The organism is Chengkuizengella axinellae (assembly GCF_030730905.1).
In the GTDB taxonomy this organism is placed as follows: Bacteria; Bacillota; Bacilli; order Paenibacillales; family KCTC-33759; genus Chengkuizengella; species Chengkuizengella axinellae.
Window position 1 is genome coordinate 40,854 of the sequence record NZ_JAVAMP010000002.1, and the last position, 16,362, is coordinate 57,215.

The 16,362-nt window shown below is 34.6% G+C and carries 15 protein-coding genes and 1 pseudogene; 15 read left to right on the plus strand and 1 reads right to left on the minus strand.

The window, feature by feature from the left end; translation table 11 throughout:
- The first annotated feature begins 2 nt into the window (after nucleotides 1-2).
- From Q5Y73_RS05800 to Q5Y73_RS05870, 15 genes and pseudogenes are all read left to right on the plus strand, one after another.
- Nucleotides 3-899: a polyprenyl synthetase family protein gene (locus Q5Y73_RS05800; RefSeq protein WP_305991616.1), complete on the plus strand. Its 897-nt coding sequence runs from the start codon at nucleotides 3-5 to the stop codon at nucleotides 897-899.
- 1,087 nt (nucleotides 900-1,986) lie between these two features.
- The gene (locus Q5Y73_RS05805; RefSeq protein WP_305990919.1) at nucleotides 1,987-2,607 is read left to right on the plus strand and encodes a hypothetical protein; all 621 of its coding nucleotides are present in this window, start codon (nucleotides 1,987-1,989) and stop codon (nucleotides 2,605-2,607) included.
- A complete protein-coding gene (dxs, locus tag Q5Y73_RS05810; protein ID WP_305990920.1) occupies nucleotides 2,594-4,501 on the plus strand; it encodes a 1-deoxy-D-xylulose-5-phosphate synthase in 1,908 nt (635 codons plus the stop codon). Before Q5Y73_RS05805 ends, dxs begins: the two co-directional genes overlap by 14 nt.
- A gap of 46 nt (nucleotides 4,502-4,547) precedes the next feature.
- Nucleotides 4,548-5,381: a TlyA family RNA methyltransferase gene (locus Q5Y73_RS05815; protein WP_305990921.1), complete on the plus strand. Its 834-nt coding sequence runs from the start codon at nucleotides 4,548-4,550 to the stop codon at nucleotides 5,379-5,381.
- A 205-nt stretch (nucleotides 5,382-5,586) separates the two neighbouring features.
- Nucleotides 5,587-6,030 carry a hypothetical protein gene (locus Q5Y73_RS05820; protein WP_305990922.1) on the plus strand — a complete coding sequence of 148 codons (444 nt, stop codon included), beginning with the start codon at nucleotides 5,587-5,589 and terminating at the stop codon, nucleotides 6,028-6,030.
- 70 nt (nucleotides 6,031-6,100) lie between these two features.
- Nucleotides 6,101-6,550, plus strand: a complete 450-nt coding sequence (gene ahrC / locus Q5Y73_RS05825; RefSeq protein ID WP_305990923.1) for a transcriptional regulator AhrC/ArgR — start codon at nucleotides 6,101-6,103, stop codon at nucleotides 6,548-6,550.
- A gap of 243 nt (nucleotides 6,551-6,793) precedes the next feature.
- Nucleotides 6,794-8,503 (plus strand): DNA repair protein RecN, encoded by a 1,710-nt coding sequence (gene recN, locus Q5Y73_RS05830; protein ID WP_305990924.1) that lies wholly within the window; start codon nucleotides 6,794-6,796, stop codon nucleotides 8,501-8,503.
- Nucleotides 8,504-8,588: 85 nt separating this feature from the next.
- On the plus strand, nucleotides 8,589-9,908 hold the full coding sequence (spoIVB, locus tag Q5Y73_RS05835; RefSeq protein WP_305990925.1) for a SpoIVB peptidase: 1,320 nt from the start codon (nucleotides 8,589-8,591) through the stop codon (nucleotides 9,906-9,908).
- Between the two features lie 216 nt (nucleotides 9,909-10,124).
- Nucleotides 10,125-10,931, plus strand: a pseudogene (gene spo0A, locus Q5Y73_RS05840) (sporulation transcription factor Spo0A).
- Nucleotides 10,932-11,141: 210 nt separating this feature from the next.
- A complete protein-coding gene (locus Q5Y73_RS05845) occupies nucleotides 11,142-11,828 on the plus strand; it encodes a CsxC family protein (RefSeq protein ID WP_305990926.1) in 687 nt (228 codons plus the stop codon).
- A gap of 242 nt (nucleotides 11,829-12,070) precedes the next feature.
- Nucleotides 12,071-12,442 carry a cupredoxin domain-containing protein gene (locus Q5Y73_RS05850; RefSeq protein ID WP_305990927.1) on the plus strand — a complete coding sequence of 124 codons (372 nt, stop codon included), beginning with the start codon at nucleotides 12,071-12,073 and terminating at the stop codon, nucleotides 12,440-12,442.
- 171 nt (nucleotides 12,443-12,613) lie between these two features.
- Nucleotides 12,614-13,762, plus strand: a complete 1,149-nt coding sequence (steA, locus tag Q5Y73_RS05855; RefSeq protein ID WP_305990928.1) for a putative cytokinetic ring protein SteA — start codon at nucleotides 12,614-12,616, stop codon at nucleotides 13,760-13,762.
- Nucleotides 13,763-13,773: 11 nt separating this feature from the next.
- Entirely contained in the window at nucleotides 13,774-14,343 is a 570-nt protein-coding gene (locus tag Q5Y73_RS05860) for a copper transporter (RefSeq protein WP_305990929.1), read from the plus strand.
- Nucleotides 14,303-15,001 carry a glycosyltransferase family 2 protein gene (locus Q5Y73_RS05865; RefSeq protein WP_305990930.1) on the plus strand — a complete coding sequence of 233 codons (699 nt, stop codon included), beginning with the start codon at nucleotides 14,303-14,305 and terminating at the stop codon, nucleotides 14,999-15,001. Before Q5Y73_RS05860 ends, Q5Y73_RS05865 begins: the two co-directional genes overlap by 41 nt.
- 14 nt (nucleotides 15,002-15,015) lie before the next feature.
- Nucleotides 15,016-15,828 (plus strand): hypothetical protein, encoded by an 813-nt coding sequence (locus Q5Y73_RS05870; RefSeq protein WP_305990931.1) that lies wholly within the window; start codon nucleotides 15,016-15,018, stop codon nucleotides 15,826-15,828.
- Between the two features lie 116 nt (nucleotides 15,829-15,944).
- On the opposite strand, the gene Q5Y73_RS05875 is transcribed toward Q5Y73_RS05870, so the two are convergent.
- Nucleotides 15,945-16,217 carry a DUF2627 domain-containing protein gene (locus tag Q5Y73_RS05875; protein WP_305990932.1) on the minus strand — a complete coding sequence of 91 codons (273 nt, stop codon included), beginning with the start codon at nucleotides 16,215-16,217 and terminating at the stop codon, nucleotides 15,945-15,947.
- Nucleotides 16,218-16,362 lie beyond the last annotated feature (145 nt).

Here is a 16,362-nt window from a genome sequence, read left to right on the forward strand (position 1 = left end):
AAATGGATACAATAACAGAATTTATTAACTATTATGGGCTAGAGGTTGAAAAGGAATTAAAGCAAATATTTCCACAGAATTGGCATATTCCTGAACGATTAGAAGAGTCGATGAATTACTCCTTGTTTGCTGGGGGGAAACGGATGCGACCGATTTTAATGATCGCTGCAGCGGAAGCACTAAATGGTTCAATATCAAGTGTATTACCGGCTGCTGGAGCACTTGAAATGATTCATACGTACTCGCTTGTACATGATGATCTGCCTGCTATGGATGATGATGATTATCGTCGTGGGAAATTAACGAATCATAAGGTCTATGGAGAGGCTATGGCGATTTTAGCTGGAGATGCGTTATTGACTCATTCATTTTATATTGTTTCCAAATCATTACGAGCTAAAGATATACCTGCTGAGACTATTCTAAACATTATTGAAGAGTTGTCGACATACGCCGGACCTAGAGGCATGGTGGGCGGTCAAGTTGATGATATGGATGGTCAACAGGGTATAACGAGTATTGAACAGCTGAAGCAAATTCATACACATAAAACAGGGGATCTAATCGTTTGTTCTCTTCGTGCGGGAGGACATATTGCAGGAGCTACTGCAAACCAGCTAGAAGCGTTGGCAAGCTTTGGCTATAAAATTGGACTAGCTTTTCAAATTCAAGACGATATTTTAGACGTTGTAGGAGATGAACAAAAGTTAGGTAAACCTGTTTTAAGTGACGAAAATGGAAAAAAAGTGACATATCCATATCTTATAGGTTTAGAAGCTTGCACTGACAAAGTAAAAGAATTGACAGAGGAAGCCAAACAAGTCATTATAGAAGCGAACTTCCCTAATCCAAATCGTTTATTAGAAATAGCAGACTTTTTAATGCAGCGAGAACATTGATAATATCCCATATATTTATTTCTAGCATTGTTCTGGTAAATTTGGAATGAGATTTCATTGAGCTTAGCTTTTTTCATATGCTATAATATAAATTGTAAACTGAGTGGTGCAGTATTCTAGTCAGCCAGGCATTCCTGAAGGCGGGCCTAAAAATTCGCCAAAGGGCACATCAATGAAGTTTCTGGTGTTGGCTTCAGAAGCCCAGTCTGGGGTTGATGCTGGAAGTTAAGGTTGTTGGGCGATCCACAATGGCATGTGGGCGTTGACCCGGCTTCCGCGGAGGCCCAAGTTCGTGGTTAGGCGACACCGTGCGAATAGCTACGGCTTGGGGTATGAACCTGTACTTGCGAGTCTAACTTGTTCTTATAGTCCTTATAATGAGTATAAAAATATAGAGTGACTTGTATGCAGCGTAGCCTGCCTTGAGTGATCTAGTGGAATTATAGATGGTAGGCATTTATTTTTTAAGGCCAAAAAAATAAATGCTGGATGCTATATGAAATCTAGTTTGCAAAAGAGGCTAAGGATTGATTTATGGCTGTTGAGGAAAACTCCTAGACTGTTCAGTTTTAAGAGACTTCTTGAGGATTATAGTGTGGACTAAGTGGTAATCTAGTCTGATGATCGGTGACGACATCAATGCAAGCATAAAGGGAAACCGCCTTTTACGGCAACGGAAAGGCGCCTTGCATGGGAAAACCAACTGGACCTAAGCCGCAGCGTTTACTCTTGAAGTTACCACTCTTTTTATATAAATGATTTCATTTTCAAAGTCACCGAATAGGTGATTTTCGTTTAACATACTCTTTAATTAACAATTAAATTGTAGTTTGTGTAAAAGCCTCCGATAGGAGCTTTTGTGCTAAATATAGGAACTTTTAGTTTTGCAAATTCAATATTCAATATTCCAACAAAAACTGCCTCTAAAGTAAACTCGGGTATGACAAGTCTTTGAGATAGACAAAATTACAAGTTGTCGACATACTATCAACATTAGAATAGGTTAAATGATAGTGTACAGGATTAGACTAATTCTTCGAGAGACTCTAATAGGAGTTTTTGTTCCTTTAGGGAGTTTTAATATTTCATGAAGAAATTTTCTTATAGAAGTTCAATAAGATGGAGTGTTGTTATCTCCATCGTTACATTTATATTTGCTTGTATATTTTCTATAACGGCAACTGCGATCTTAGAAGGCGTATCATGGGCACTTGGAATGCTGACTGTTTTAATTATAATTCTTATTGGTATATTTTTTGACATGATTGGTTTAGCTTCTGCTGCAGCAACTGAAACACCATTTCATGCTATGGCATCGGTGAAAATAAAAGGAGCAAAACAAGGTATTCGGATTGTACGTAATGCAGACCGTTTTTCTAGTTTTTGCAACGATGTGATTGGAGATATGTCTGGAGTGATCAGTGGGGTTGCTAGCGCTTTAGTTGTGATAAACCTTGTTGGCAATGCAGACCAAGATCCAGTATTACATACAATAGTAACTGTAATTTTTGCGGGAGTTGTATCAGCTTTAACTGTAGGAGGAAAAGCTATGGGAAAGTCGATTGCAATACATTTTTCAACGCAACTTATTCTTTATGTAGGAAAAATATTTTATTTCCTTGAGCATCGTTTAGGCATCATTATTTTTAATGGGAAAAAGAATAAGTCGAATCACGGAAAGAGAGGAAAAAAACGTGGAACTCGATAAAATTAATCATCCCAATGATATAAAAAAATTCTCTGTAAAAGAGCTGGAGGATTTAGCGCAACAAATCAGGGAATTTTTAATTCAAAAGCTTTCAGTAACAGGGGGTCATCTTGCACCAAACTTAGGTGTGGTTGAGTTGACTATTGTATTGCATTATTTATTTGAAAGCCCGAAGGATAAATTTATTTTTGATGTAGGACATCAATCGTATGTGCACAAAATACTAACTGGAAGAAAAGACGAATTTGATACACTCAGACAGTATAAAGGGCTGTGCGGTTATATAAAACGCTCAGAAAGCGAGCATGATGTGTGGGAAGCAGGGCATAGCAGTACTTCATTATCTGCTGCAATGGGTATGGCATTAGCAAGAGATTTAAAAGATGAATCCAATCATGTCATCGCATTAATCGGAGATGGTGCTATGACTGGAGGAATGGCTCTGGAGGCTTTAAATCATATAGGTCACGAAAAGAAAAAAATGATCGTAGTTCTAAATGATAACGAAATGTCCATTGCACCAAATGTGGGAGCTATTCATAACCACTTAAGTAAGATTAGGTCCGACAAGCATTATTTAAAGGCAAAAGAAGAAGCTCAACAAATACTGAAAAAAATACCTAAAGTAGGCGGAACGTTGGCCAAAACAATAGAACGACTAAAGGACAGCATGAAATATTTGATGGTTTCAGGTATTTTGTTTGAGGAGCTTGGTTTTAATTATATAGGTCCAATTGATGGACACAATATTGAACTTTTAATGGAAGCATTCAAACAAGCTGATAAAGTGGATGGTCCAACACTTATTCATGTAGTTACTGTGAAAGGCAAGGGATATTCACCAGCAGAAATAGATTCCCATAAGTGGCATGGTGTAGGACCATACAAATTGGAACCAGATCTGAATGAAAAAGAGAAAAAAGGGAAGTCTACCCCTAGTTATTCAAATGTATTTTCCTCTGCACTAATTGATTTGGCAAAATCAGACGATCGAATTGTTGGTATTACTGCTGCAATGCCAAGCGGTACTGCTTTAAATAAATTTGCAGATCATTTTCCGGGTAGAATGATTGATGTAGGGATTGCAGAACAGCATGCAACAACAATGTGTGCAGGGTTAGCGGATATTGGTATGAAACCATTTTTTGCAGTATATTCGACATTTTTACAAAGAGCCTATGATCAACTTGTACATGACGTATGCAGGCAAAAATTAAATGTTGTATTTGCAATAGATCGTGCCGGTCTTGTAGGGGATGATGGAGAAACACATCAAGGTGTATATGATTTAGCTTATATGCGTCATATTCCTAATATTGTCATTATGGTTCCAAAGGATGAAAATGAACTACAGCATATGGTGAAAACAGCAGTGGATTATAATGATGGACCTATTGCTTTCCGTTATCCAAGAGGTGCAGGTATTGGTGTGAAAATGGACGACGAGAAGAAATCTTTACCCATTGGTTCTTGGGAAGTAGTTAAGGAAGGTGACCATGTAGCAGTACTTGCTGTAGGTCCTATGGTTCGATTAGCTGAAGAAGCGGCTAAGGAGTTGGAAAAAGAAAATATCTACTTAGAGGTGATCAATGCCCGTTTTGTTAAACCTTTAGATCATGATATGCTTAAAAATTTGGCTGAGAATGATAAAGCATTAATAATCTTGGAGGAGGGCTCCATGCAGGGTGGCCTTGGAAGTGCAATTCTAGAATTTTATTCAAGGGAAGAAATCTTTAATGTGAAAGTTAAACAATTGGGTTATCCAGATTACTTTGTAGAACATGGCAGTGTCAAATATCAACGTGAGGAAATTGGATTGACAGTTGACAACATCGTGAAACAAGTGAAAGGGATGTATAACTTGAAGAATGGTGTGTTAAACCTTAAAAACTAAAATGGACGGCTTTTTGAACATTAACATTAAAGGTCTAGGAGAATGTATGCATACAGATAAGGAACGCATTGATATATTGTTAATTGAATTAGGTCATTTTGAAAGCAGAGAGAAGGCGAAAGCAGCTATTATGGCTGGCCTTGTGTTTGCGAATGACGAACGGATTGAAAAAGCAGGCACAAAGATACCTAGGGATGCTCAAATTCGAGTCAAAGGGAATGTCCATCCTTATGTTAGTAGAGGAGGATTAAAACTTGAAAAGGCAATCCAGGCTTTTAATCTTCAATTAAAAGATAGTGTTGTTTTGGATATTGGAGCATCCACAGGTGGATTTACAGATTGCGCATTGCAAAATGGGGCCGCTTATGTTTATGCGATTGATGTAGGATATAACCAACTTGATTGGTCTCTGCGCAATTCTCCTAAGGTAAAAGTAATGGAGCGGACAAACTTTCGTTATGTACAAAAAAAAGATTTAGTAGGTCCAGTACCTACTTTTGCTTCGATAGATGTTTCTTTTATTTCATTGCGATTAATATTACCTGCTCTAAAAGAGATTCTAGATCAAGGTGGAACTATTACTGCTCTTGTGAAACCCCAATTTGAGGCTGGTCGAGATAAGGTAGGGAAATCTGGAGTCATTAAAGATCCAGAGACACATCGCGAAGTTTTGCACACTGTTTTAGAAATGGCAGATCAATTAGGCCTTTATTTAACTGGTCTTACTTATTCCCCCATTAAGGGTGGAGAAGGAAACATAGAATTCTTGGCATACTGGTCTATTCATCCATCAAGTGAAAGTAACATACCTTCTGATCTGTTTTCAAAGAAGATTGATGAAGTAGTATATGATGCTCAGAGCTTGCAAAATCATAAATAAAATTAGCAATTAGGGCTTATGTGTTTAGTATAATAAGCCCGTATACATTTTTATTTGTATATTAGTTTTAACAAATGTAAATGAATGAAAAGGCTTACATGTATTGTTATGTTTGAATTATAAAATAATTAAATAAAAATAAATTCTGCAAAAAATTGCAGGATATTGCTGTCTTTTCTCGAATATTATTTTTCGAGGTGATGTGATGCCGTTTGATAAAGATCTATTGGTATTATTACTCATTGTTTTTATTGCTATAGTATGGACTATTTTTCAAATTAAAAAATGGTTTAATAAATCCAGTATTCCGCTTCATGAGGCTAAACCACCTGAGGGAAAAGCAGTTGCAATTTTAAAGAAACATGGTTATAAAGTGATGGCTGGAAAATTAATAGTTCCAGTTCATATTAAAATTGATGAATCACCATCCGAGCTTTCCAGCCGAGTTTATATTGATTATATTGTTTCAAAAGATCAGGAAGATTATATTGTATTACTTGCCAAACATCGTCACCATGTAAATTGGAAGGCAGGAAGCTCAGTTCGGGATTATTTTTTTCACTATTCACTTATGTACGATAAGATTAAAGGTATTATCTACGTAGACTTATCAAACAATACCATTAAAAAAATAACTTTTGAATGGTAAGAAGATGAACGAATTGTAGGAGTAATTCTACCTGAAATATAGACTTAATTTTATTGTTTAGGAGGAAGTTATGAAAGGACAAAGGCTGATCAAGATCAGAGAATTAATTACAAATCATGACATCGAAACACAAGAAGAATTGGTATCCTCATTGAAGGATGCGGGATTTAATGTAACACAAGCAACAGTATCAAGAGATATTAAGGAACTTCATCTAATAAAAGTACCTTTAAATGATGGTAGATATAAATATGCCATTCCAGTAGAGAAAAAATTTAATCCTATTCATAAATTGAAAAGATCGTTAGTGGACAATTTTCTTCATATTGATGCTGCTGACAATTTATTAGTGATGAAATGTCTCCCTGGGACTGCGAATGCAATTGGTTCATTATTAGATAATTTGGAATGGAATGAAATCCTGGGCTGTATATGTGGGGATGATACAATTCTTATCATTTGCAGAACAAAAGAACAAAGTGTGGAGGTTAAGGACAAACTTATAGCGATGCTACCTTAAAGTAGTAATTATTTTAAAAATATCCTATCGGAAAATATAATAACTTTTAATGCGAACGTATGTGTGATACAATAACAATCAAACAGACGTTCGTTTTTGTGTTATGTGGATATTGAAATTGGATGGGAGGTAAGTTTGTCAAAATTGATTTTATATATAACTTGAAAAAGTTGTTTCCCAATTTGACATCATCTTATGTTTTTTTCAATGTATTGAAATCGTTGTGTTTGACGAACAAGAATTATGTTAATTGAATGTTCTATTAAAAACTTTGCAGTAATTGAAGAAGCAAACATTCATTTTTTGGATGGTTTTCATGTTTTTACAGGCGAAACTGGAGCAGGAAAGTCAATGATTATAGATGCACTAAGTCTTATTATTGGTGGGAGAGGATCAGCTGAATTTGTTAGACATGATGCACCTAAAACAGAAATTGAATGTTTATTTCAACTGGAGAAAGATCATCCTGTAAAAAATGTTTTGCTGAAGTACGGTATAGAGTTGGATGAAACTGAAAATATAATAATAAGGAGAGAAATTACAGCTCAAGGTAAAAGTTCCTCAAGAGTAAATGGTGTATTAGTGAATCTATCTATGTTGAGAGAGATTGGAGAATGGTTGATTAATATCCACGGACAACACGAACATCAATCATTGCTAAATGTTGAGCAGCACTTATTGTGGCTTGATTTATTTGGAGACGGCCAAATTCATGATCTGAAGAAAAAATATCAATCCATTTATGAAAAATACTCAGCCATTCAAAAAGAGCTTAAACAATTACAGGAATCCGATAAGCAGCTTTTGCAAATGAAAGATCTATATTCTTTTCAAATTGAGGAGATTGAAAAAGCACAATTAAAAATGGGAGAGGATGAATGTTTAACTGAAGAAAAGCACAAGCTAGCTAATGCAGAGAAATTATATGACGGGGTGAACCAAGCACACCAACTTTTGTATGGATCCGAGAAAACACTTGAGTCTTTAGGGAAAGCAGTTTCGTATATTGAGCAAATATCACATTATGATCAAAAAGTTTTACAGCCATTGTTAGAGCAAATCCAGTCTGCCTATTACCAAATCGAGGATTCTTCATTTGGTTTACGGGAGTATAGAGAAAATGTAGAATTCAACCCTTCAAGACTAGATGAGATTGAACAAAGGCTTGCGCTAATTTCTTCATTGAAAAGAAAATATGGAGAAAATCTAGAAGAAATATTGAATTATGTACAGTCTATTAAATCCGAATTAGAACGAATGGAAAATAAAGATGTAAAAATTCAGGAGTTAGAAGAAGAAAAAGAGCTTATTTTACATGAATTGAGAAAAGCAGCTAAAAAGCTATCAGAAAAACGTAGAAAAGTATCTAAACAGTTATCAAAAAAGATTGAATTCGAATTACGTGACCTGCAGATGGAAAAAACAAGATTTGACGTACATATTTCAAGCAATATGAATCAATTTACAAAAGAAGGATGGGATCATATTGAATTTATGATTTCTCCAAATCCAGGAGAACCACTAAGACCTTTACATAAAATTGCTTCTGGTGGGGAAATTTCACGCATTATGCTTGCATTAAAAACAATATTTTCTAAAATGGATCGGATACCTGTATTGATTTTTGATGAAGTGGATACAGGTGTAAGCGGAAGAGCTGCACAAGCAATTGCGGAAAAAATGTCAATGTTGTCAAAAGAGTGTCAAGTGTTTTCCATCACTCATTTACCTCAGGTTGCCTGTATGGCAGATGCCCACTACCTCATTCAAAAATCCGTTCAAAAGAATAGAACCTTTACCCATGTCAACCATTTACATGAAGGTGATCGAATTATTGAACTGGCTCGAATGCTTGGAGGCGTTGAAGTGACAAAAACTACGGAACATCATGCCAAAGAAATGCTTGTCATGGCCGAAAAGAAAAAGGAACAGAGGAATCATTTACAATTATAAAAGAACAGCATGGAGGATAACTTATAGGTACGTAATTGACGAAACCCTTCTCGTCAAGCGAAGGAAGACAAGGGAGCGTGATTATTTGTTCGTAAAAAGATTGATTGGACTTCTGCTCGTTTTCTTCATTTGTATCATTGGTTTATCTGCTCCATTTCAAAGTTATGCTTCATTTCCAACTGAACTAAGATTATTTTCAGGTCAAGGAAAGCAGTTAGATTTTATTATGCCTGTACATGCTCAACTCACAGTGAAGGATCCAAATGTAATTACAGTCAATGGGCAATCTAAACCTTCATTTCAATTAGATTTAAATCAACCTATTTCCATACAGTCTAATGAGATTGGGCATACTGAGTTGCAATTGAAATTATTTGGCAAGATCCCTTTTAAAAAAGTAAGAGTTAACATCATGCCTGATTTAAAGGTAATACCAGGTGGTCAAACTATTGGTGTAAAATTGAAATCCGACGGTGTTCTAGTTGTGGGACATCATCTCGTAGCAGCTTCAGATGACAACAAAATTTCACCAGGTGAAAAAGCAAAGGTGAAATTAGGAGATTTAATTACAAAAATCAATAAACAAAAAATTACAGAAGTAAGTAAAGTTTCAGATGTTGTAAATGAAGCTGGGGAGAAAGGAAAGGCTATAAACCTAACCTTATTAAGAGATGGGAAGGAAGTAAAAGTAAAACTAAAACCTGTTTTTGATGTTGAAGATAACAAGTATCGATTAGGATTGTATATTCGGGATTCAGCAGCAGGAGTTGGTACACTGACATTTTATTCTTCTGATTTAAAAAAATATGGAGCATTAGGACATACAATCACAGATATGGATACAAATACTCCAATTGTGGTAGGTAAGGGTGAAATTGTGCATTCAAAAGTCACATCTATTTCAAAAAGTAAAAATGGTACACCAGGAGAAAAAAGAGCCATATTATCTAATCAAGGAAAAGTATTAGGAAATATCACTAAAAACACTCCATTTGGTATATTTGGTAATATGGATAAATTGCCTGACCATGGCATTATGAATAAAGCGTTGCCAGTAGCATTTTCAGAGGAAATAAAACAAGGTCCTGCACAAATTTTAACCGTGGTAGATGGTCAAAAAGTTGAAGCGTTTGATATCGAAATCAAACATATAGCAGAACAAAATGCACCTGCTACAAAAGGAATGATAATTAAAATTACAGATCAACGTTTAATTGAAAAAACAGGTGGAATTGTACAAGGAATGAGTGGCAGCCCAATAATACAAGATGGGAAAATTATAGGTGCAGTTACACATGTATTTGTAAATGATCCAACTTCTGGGTATGGTTGTTTTATTGAATGGATGTTGAAGGATGCAGATATTATGGAGAATGTGAATAATTCTGAAGAAACTGCAGCATAAAATAACAATGAAATGAATATCCTTGTAGAAATGTAACGCCCAGTTAGGGCGTATTTTTTCTTTTTTTGTCACCTTTTTCAATTTTGACAGTTTCCATTTTTTTCATTTTTAATTAATTTATAATAAATTTTTTTCGACAGGAGGAATTTAATTTGTAATGTCGAAATTGTTATAGTGGCAAATAGTAAATATTTCTTTTTTGAGGAGGAGCTTTTCGTGCAACAAAAAATACAAGTGTTATTAGCAGATGACAACAGAGAGTTTACAAATTTACTTTCAGAATATATTTCTGAACAAGAAGATATGGAAGTGATGGGTGTCGCCTTTCATGGTGAAGAAGTTATCGATATAATTGAACAAGGGAAAATTCCCGATGTTCTAATCGTTGATATTATAATGCCTCATTTAGATGGTTTAGGGGTATTGGAAAAACTGCGGGAGATTAATATTAAACCTCAGCCAAAAATTATTATGCTTACAGCATTTGGGCAAGAGAATATTACGCAAAAAGCGGTTTAACTAGGTGCCTCATACTACATATTAAAACCATTTGATTTTGATGTGTTGTCAAATCGCATAAGACAATTAGTTAGTCATTCATCTGTTGTTTCATCTCGATCATCGAACACTGCTTCTTCAAAACAAAATATTGTTCCAATTGCAAAAACGAAAAACTTAGACGCCAATATCACATCTATTATTCATGAAATTGGTGTACCTGCTCACATAAAAGGATATCAATATTTACGTGAAGCGATCACAATGGTTTATAATAACATAGAAATTTTAGGATCTATCACAAAAACATTATACCCAGCTATTGCTGAAAAATATAAAACAACGCCTAGTCGTGTAGAACGTGCCATACGACACGCAATAGAAGTAGCTTGGACAAGAGGAAACATTGACTCCATAAGTCTTCTTTTTGGTTATACAGTGAATATAAGCAAATCTAAACCTACAAATAGTGAATTTATCGCTATGGTAGCGGATAAGTTAAGAATCGAACATAAAGTTTCCTGAAAGAGTGGAGATTAAATATCTTAATAACCAACCGGTATTTATTTGGATTTTATGATCTGAATAAATAACGGTTTTTTTTCGTTCTATTATTATAATAAAAGCCCATTTTTATTTAAAAATAAAATTAATAAGGCAGATATCCAATCAAATTTATAAGCACGGAATACAATATTTAAGTACTACTATTTAACTAAGGAAGGAGATCTGTCCATGGGTGCTAAAGTAACCCCATTGTTAAGCGAATGCACCTCTCAAACTCAGTCTTTATGTCCTGATAAAATAAAGGTTGAAGTCGTTGTTGGGGAATTGAGCTTACAAATCGATGTAGAATGTGATATTGAGCTCGATGAGCCTGCACTTGATATAAAAGATATTGATAAAAAAGTTTTTTTTGAACAGTGTGAATTTGTTCCTGCTAGCAATGGAACATCAAACTGTGATTGTGGTGTAATTAATGGAAAAGTGTTTATAATTGGATATATTAGAAAAAATATAAGATATTCAGCGTTAGATTGTTGTACGGATGATGGAGTGTGTGGAGAAATTAGACACTGTACCGTTAACGTCCCTTTTAAATGTGTCGTACCAGTGGAGGATTCAAATGCAAGTATTTCTAATACCCACACAAGTACAAGTAAATTTCATGGACGTAAATTAAAAGAGTTTAATCAAACTATCTCTCAACCCATTAATGAACCAGTTGAGTGTCATATTGATAAAGTCGATTTTCATGAAAGAGATATGTATAGAAATCAGCTCTCATTAACACATGGACCAAAAACTGAAAGTACATTTAAAGTTATTCGTGAAAAAATGGTCGTTATGATCGATTTAACTCTAACTCAAAAGCGTAAGGTTGAGTCATGTCTTATTATTTCTTCGAGTACAGGTTGTTAATCGTATATATTGGCAAAGGAAAATAAATCATCTATCTATAATGAGATGATTTATTTTTTTGTTTCTCTTTACTAAAGAATAAAGGGTTCAACAATCATCTCTGAGCACTTCTAAGAAGTTTTTTTGTTATTTCACAAAAAATTCATATTTATTTCACAGTGTTGACATAAAGGTGTTTTGTTTAAGATAATACAGTATGTAAAATAATAATATAAATCATAATAATTAGGGGGCATTCAGAAATGCACAAGTGGGTCATGGTATCACTTTTTGTTATAGCTAGTGTTTTAGGTATAGCAATTACCTTTACAACTGTGGGACAACATGAAGTTGTAGAAGAAGTTGAAGAAGAAGGTACTTTAGTATTCAAAGCAGAGAACTGGAAATTCGATAAAGAAGAATACACAGTTGAATTAGGTGAAACTTTAGAATTGTCATTGAGAAATGTGAAAGGTGTGCATCAATTACAAATTGAGGGATTAGATATAGAATTGCTGCCAGGTGAAGAACCAGTTAAAGTGAACTTTGATGAGGCTGGAACTTATACTATAATATGTAGTCTTCCATGTGGGGAAGGACATGAAACAATGGCTTCCACTCTCATAGTTCAATAATGTAATTAAATAATTTAAAAAGTACCGTAATACTTATTGTATTGCGGTACTTTTTTATAATATAAGAATTTATTAATGATCTATATCGTATTTCATTTGCTGTGTATAATTTTAAACTAATGATCGAATAATAAAATTTGGAATGGAAAGAGTATTCGAGGAGTGTTAAAAGTGAAATTAAGGAAGCAATACAAACAAGACGACACCCTTTCTCTTCAAGGAATAGTTCAAGTCGGTGAGAAGACAAAAGAGTTGCTTATGACCATTAAACCAAAGCAAATCGCAGTGATAAAACATCGAGATATAGATGAGATTGCAGCTAGAGATATTATTCGTTGCAAAGTAAAAGCGGTTATTAATGCAGATGTTACCATGACAGGGAGTTATCCTACAAAGGGTCCTCTATTATTGTTAAGAGCAGGGATTCCTATTTTAGAAATAACTTATCCATCTTTTAAGAAGTTTTATAATCATCAAGTTGTTAAAATTCATAGCTTCAAAATACATGTTGAGAATCATCAAATTCCATATTCCATATTTACTGAAGATAAATACAAAAATTTACTAAAAACTAGTTATGAAAATTTACCAAGTAATTTAAATCATTTTATTGAAAATACATTGCAGTATGCTCAAAAAGAAAAGGATTTTGTAATTCAATCTTTCGAGGCCCCGACTTTAAATGTGAGGATAGAGAATAGACCGGTGGTCATTGTTGTAAGGGGTAAAGAGTATAGAAATGATCTTTTGGCTATTAAAGATTATATAGAGGATATTGAGCCTGTATTGATCGGTGTAGACGGTGGAGCGGACGCTCTATTGGAGCACGGATATCAGCCTCATGTCATCATTGGAGATATGGATAGTGTATCTGACGATGCTCTATTATCAAATGCAGAGATTATTGTTCATGCTTATCCTGATGGGAAAGCCCCTGGCTTGGAAAGAATAAATGCCTTAGGACTTAAAGCAAAAACGCTTTCAGCAACAGGAACAAGTGAAGATATATCCATGCTTTTAGCATATGAAAAAAAAGCAGAATTAATCATTACATTAGGGGCACATTCTCACATGATTGATTTTTTGGAAAAGGGGAGGAAGGGAATGTCTAGTACATTGCTGGTGAGAATGAAAATAGGTGATAAATTAATTGACGCAAAGGGAGTTAGTCAATTATATCAAAGAAAAGTGAAGTTTAAGAATATTTGGCCTCTCCCCATTGCAGCTATGTTCCCTGTTGTTATTTTGACTTATGTTCATCCTGGAGTTAGGGATTTTTTATACATATATTGGAATTACGTTAAAATATCCATTTTTTAGGTGGTGAATAAATGGTACCTAGCAGATTTTACTTAATTACCGTTATATCCATATTTCTCGCTTTAGGGATTGGCATTTTCATTGGTGGTACTATGGGACAGCAATGGATTAATCAAACTGAAAAAAATATAGCAGAAAGCATTATGGAGAAATATGAAACTCAATTATCAATTAATCAAGAACTTCAAAATCAGATTGGATCGTTGCAGTTGCTCAATCAAAAGACAACTCCAATTTTTCAACACAAAAAAATGATGTGGGTGAGCTCTGAAGATGTAAATAAAGATATGCTAGCTTTTGCCATACAATCGGAAGGAGGAGAATGGATTGAATCCCCAGTGAATGAAGCCCCTGATCTAGTCATGGTTTCAGAAGGGCAATCTGATTTTATGTCTAATCAAATGAATCGCTGGCATTCATTTAATGAGCAGGCTCATCCAATCATTGTCCAAGTGAGTCCGAATGCACTTCCTTTTGATGAACCTCAGGAAATTGTGAATTTTATGTTATTTATAAAAAAAATCATGGAGGAGGATAGCAATGCAGCCATCGGTGTCTATAATTATCCCAGCTTGGAATGAGGCATTCAAAATTAGCGAAACGTTACGATCATTACATGATCTAAGGGACAAAGAAGGGATTCAAAAATGGAATGAATTTATTGTTGTGGATGACGGAAGTGAAGATCATACATATGAGATGGCAACACCATGGGCTGATCAGATTATAAAAAATCCTAGGAACTTAGGGAAGGGAGCCTCATTAGAAGCTGGATGGAAAAGAGCTAAAAATGATATTGTTGTTTTTCTGGACGCTGATTTGGGTGGAACTGCTTTTTTAACATATAAACTCGTAGAACCTATTTTAAACGGAAATAAAGATATGGTGATAGCACGATTTCCAAAGGCACAAAAAAAAGGTGGGTTTGGACTTGTAAAGAAGTTGGCAGTACAAGGAATATATATGCTGTGTGGATATGAAACTACAGCTCCATTATCAGGTCAAAGAGCGTTACGAAAACAACTTTTGCAATCAGTCCCATCATTGTCAGATGGATTCGGAATTGAAGTAGGTTTAACGATAGATGCTGTCAATAAAGGTTTTAAAATATGTGAAGTAGATGTACCGTATCAACATCGTGAAACAGGAAGGGACTGGGCAGGGTTTACACATAGAGGAAAGCAGTTTGTTTCTGTATCAAAAACTCTATATCACAAATGGCGTGATCCAGTATGTTAATAAAAGTGGCATTTATGATTAGTATCATGACATTTTTCGGATTTCTACTCTTAGAAGTGATTATTTATTTTTTAGTAAAACAAAACATCGTTGCAGAAAACTATCTTCACCATAAAATACCAATTGGATTGGGTTTGTTTTTGTGGTTACTTCTCATTATTTATTATGCCTTCCTTCAATGGATGATCCCTTCTTATGACTTTTTGCAAACATATCTTCCACAATACATTATGATTTTGACCCTTTTATTTATCGTCGGGTGGTTGGATGATCGAGTTGGGGATCCTAAAGTAAAAGGTTTAAAAGGGCATTTCATGAAACTGATTAAGGAAAGAAGGCTTACTACGGGTTCACTAAAGGCATTCATAACAGCAGCATTATCTATTTGGGTATTATTACGAATTATGAATAATCATCCACTTTTAGAAGTGATTCAGTTTTTCATACTCACCTTAATGACCAATGGAGTTAATTTACTGGACTTGCGTCCTGGTAGAGCTTTAAAGTTTTTTTTGTTATTATCCTGTGGGATTTTATTTTTAAGCAGTTTGCAACAATATTTCATTTTTTTACTCCCTATGGTATTAGGGGTTTTATTGTTGTTAAAAAAAGATATTGGCGGCGAAGTCATGCTCGGAGACTCTGGTTCGAATTTATTAGGATTTGTATTAGGGTTTTGTATCATTCTCATGACACCCTGGTGGGTACAAATTTTCTGTTTTATTTTCTTACTTCATATGCATTGGATTTCAGAGCGAGATTCCATTACAAACTGGATTGAAACCAAACCACTTATTCATTGGATAGACCAGTGGGGGAGAGTATGATTTAACACCCACAAAAGTGAAGAGTATCCTTCAGAAGCTTAATCCTGGTACTTTTGCGGGGTCTGGATTAAAGAATAAACCAAAAAGGCACAAGCAAATAATAATCTGCTATACGATTAGTCTTGTTTTTGTTTAAATCTTGGTGCAACATAGTTTCGTTTCTGATCTCTGAAAAAAATCCATCCGCCTATAAAACCTACTCCAAGTGAGAAACAAAGGACTCCAATTAATAATCTTAACCAATCAATGTGATTTTCGATCTCTGTATTTCCCACAGATACAATATAATCATAAATTGCATTTTTTATTTCCAAAAAGCCATAGGTAGCCAATAATCCTGGAATAACGAGTAATAAAACAGCTGTGAAACGAGATATCATTAATTTCATTTTTTTGCCTCTTTCATTTATTCATACTTTAAATGGATATATTTTATTAAATAATGTTTAATATTAGTCCCCTTTTGTGTTCATTAATTCCTATGGAGAGTTTTCTTTGTTGACATCATATCAGTTAATGGTTATTTTGTTTCGA

Excerpts from the sequence above, each read along its gene's own strand:
- Q5Y73_RS05800 (WP_305991616.1), top strand. The coding sequence starts at position 3 with ATGGATACAATAACAGAATTTATTAACTATTATGGGCTAGAGGTTGAA.
- Q5Y73_RS05805 (WP_305990919.1), top strand. The coding sequence starts at position 1,987 with ATGAAGAAATTTTCTTATAGAAGTTCAATAAGATGGAGTGTTGTTATC.
- Q5Y73_RS05815 (WP_305990921.1), top strand. The coding sequence starts at position 4,548 with ATGCATACAGATAAGGAACGCATTGATATATTGTTAATTGAATTAGGT.
- Q5Y73_RS05820 (WP_305990922.1), top strand. The coding sequence starts at position 5,587 with ATGCCGTTTGATAAAGATCTATTGGTATTATTACTCATTGTTTTTATT.
- ahrC (WP_305990923.1), top strand. The coding sequence starts at position 6,101 with ATGAAAGGACAAAGGCTGATCAAGATCAGAGAATTAATTACAAATCAT.
- recN (WP_305990924.1), top strand. The coding sequence starts at position 6,794 with ATGTTAATTGAATGTTCTATTAAAAACTTTGCAGTAATTGAAGAAGCA.
- Q5Y73_RS05845 (WP_305990926.1), top strand. The coding sequence starts at position 11,142 with ATGGGTGCTAAAGTAACCCCATTGTTAAGCGAATGCACCTCTCAAACT.
- Q5Y73_RS05850 (WP_305990927.1), top strand. The coding sequence starts at position 12,071 with ATGCACAAGTGGGTCATGGTATCACTTTTTGTTATAGCTAGTGTTTTA.
- Q5Y73_RS05860 (WP_305990929.1), top strand. The coding sequence starts at position 13,774 with ATGGTACCTAGCAGATTTTACTTAATTACCGTTATATCCATATTTCTC.
- Q5Y73_RS05865 (WP_305990930.1), top strand. The coding sequence starts at position 14,303 with ATGCAGCCATCGGTGTCTATAATTATCCCAGCTTGGAATGAGGCATTC.
- Q5Y73_RS05870 (WP_305990931.1), top strand. The coding sequence starts at position 15,016 with ATGATTAGTATCATGACATTTTTCGGATTTCTACTCTTAGAAGTGATT.
- Q5Y73_RS05875 (WP_305990932.1), bottom strand. The coding sequence starts at position 16,217 with ATGAAATTAATGATATCTCGTTTCACAGCTGTTTTATTACTCGTTATT.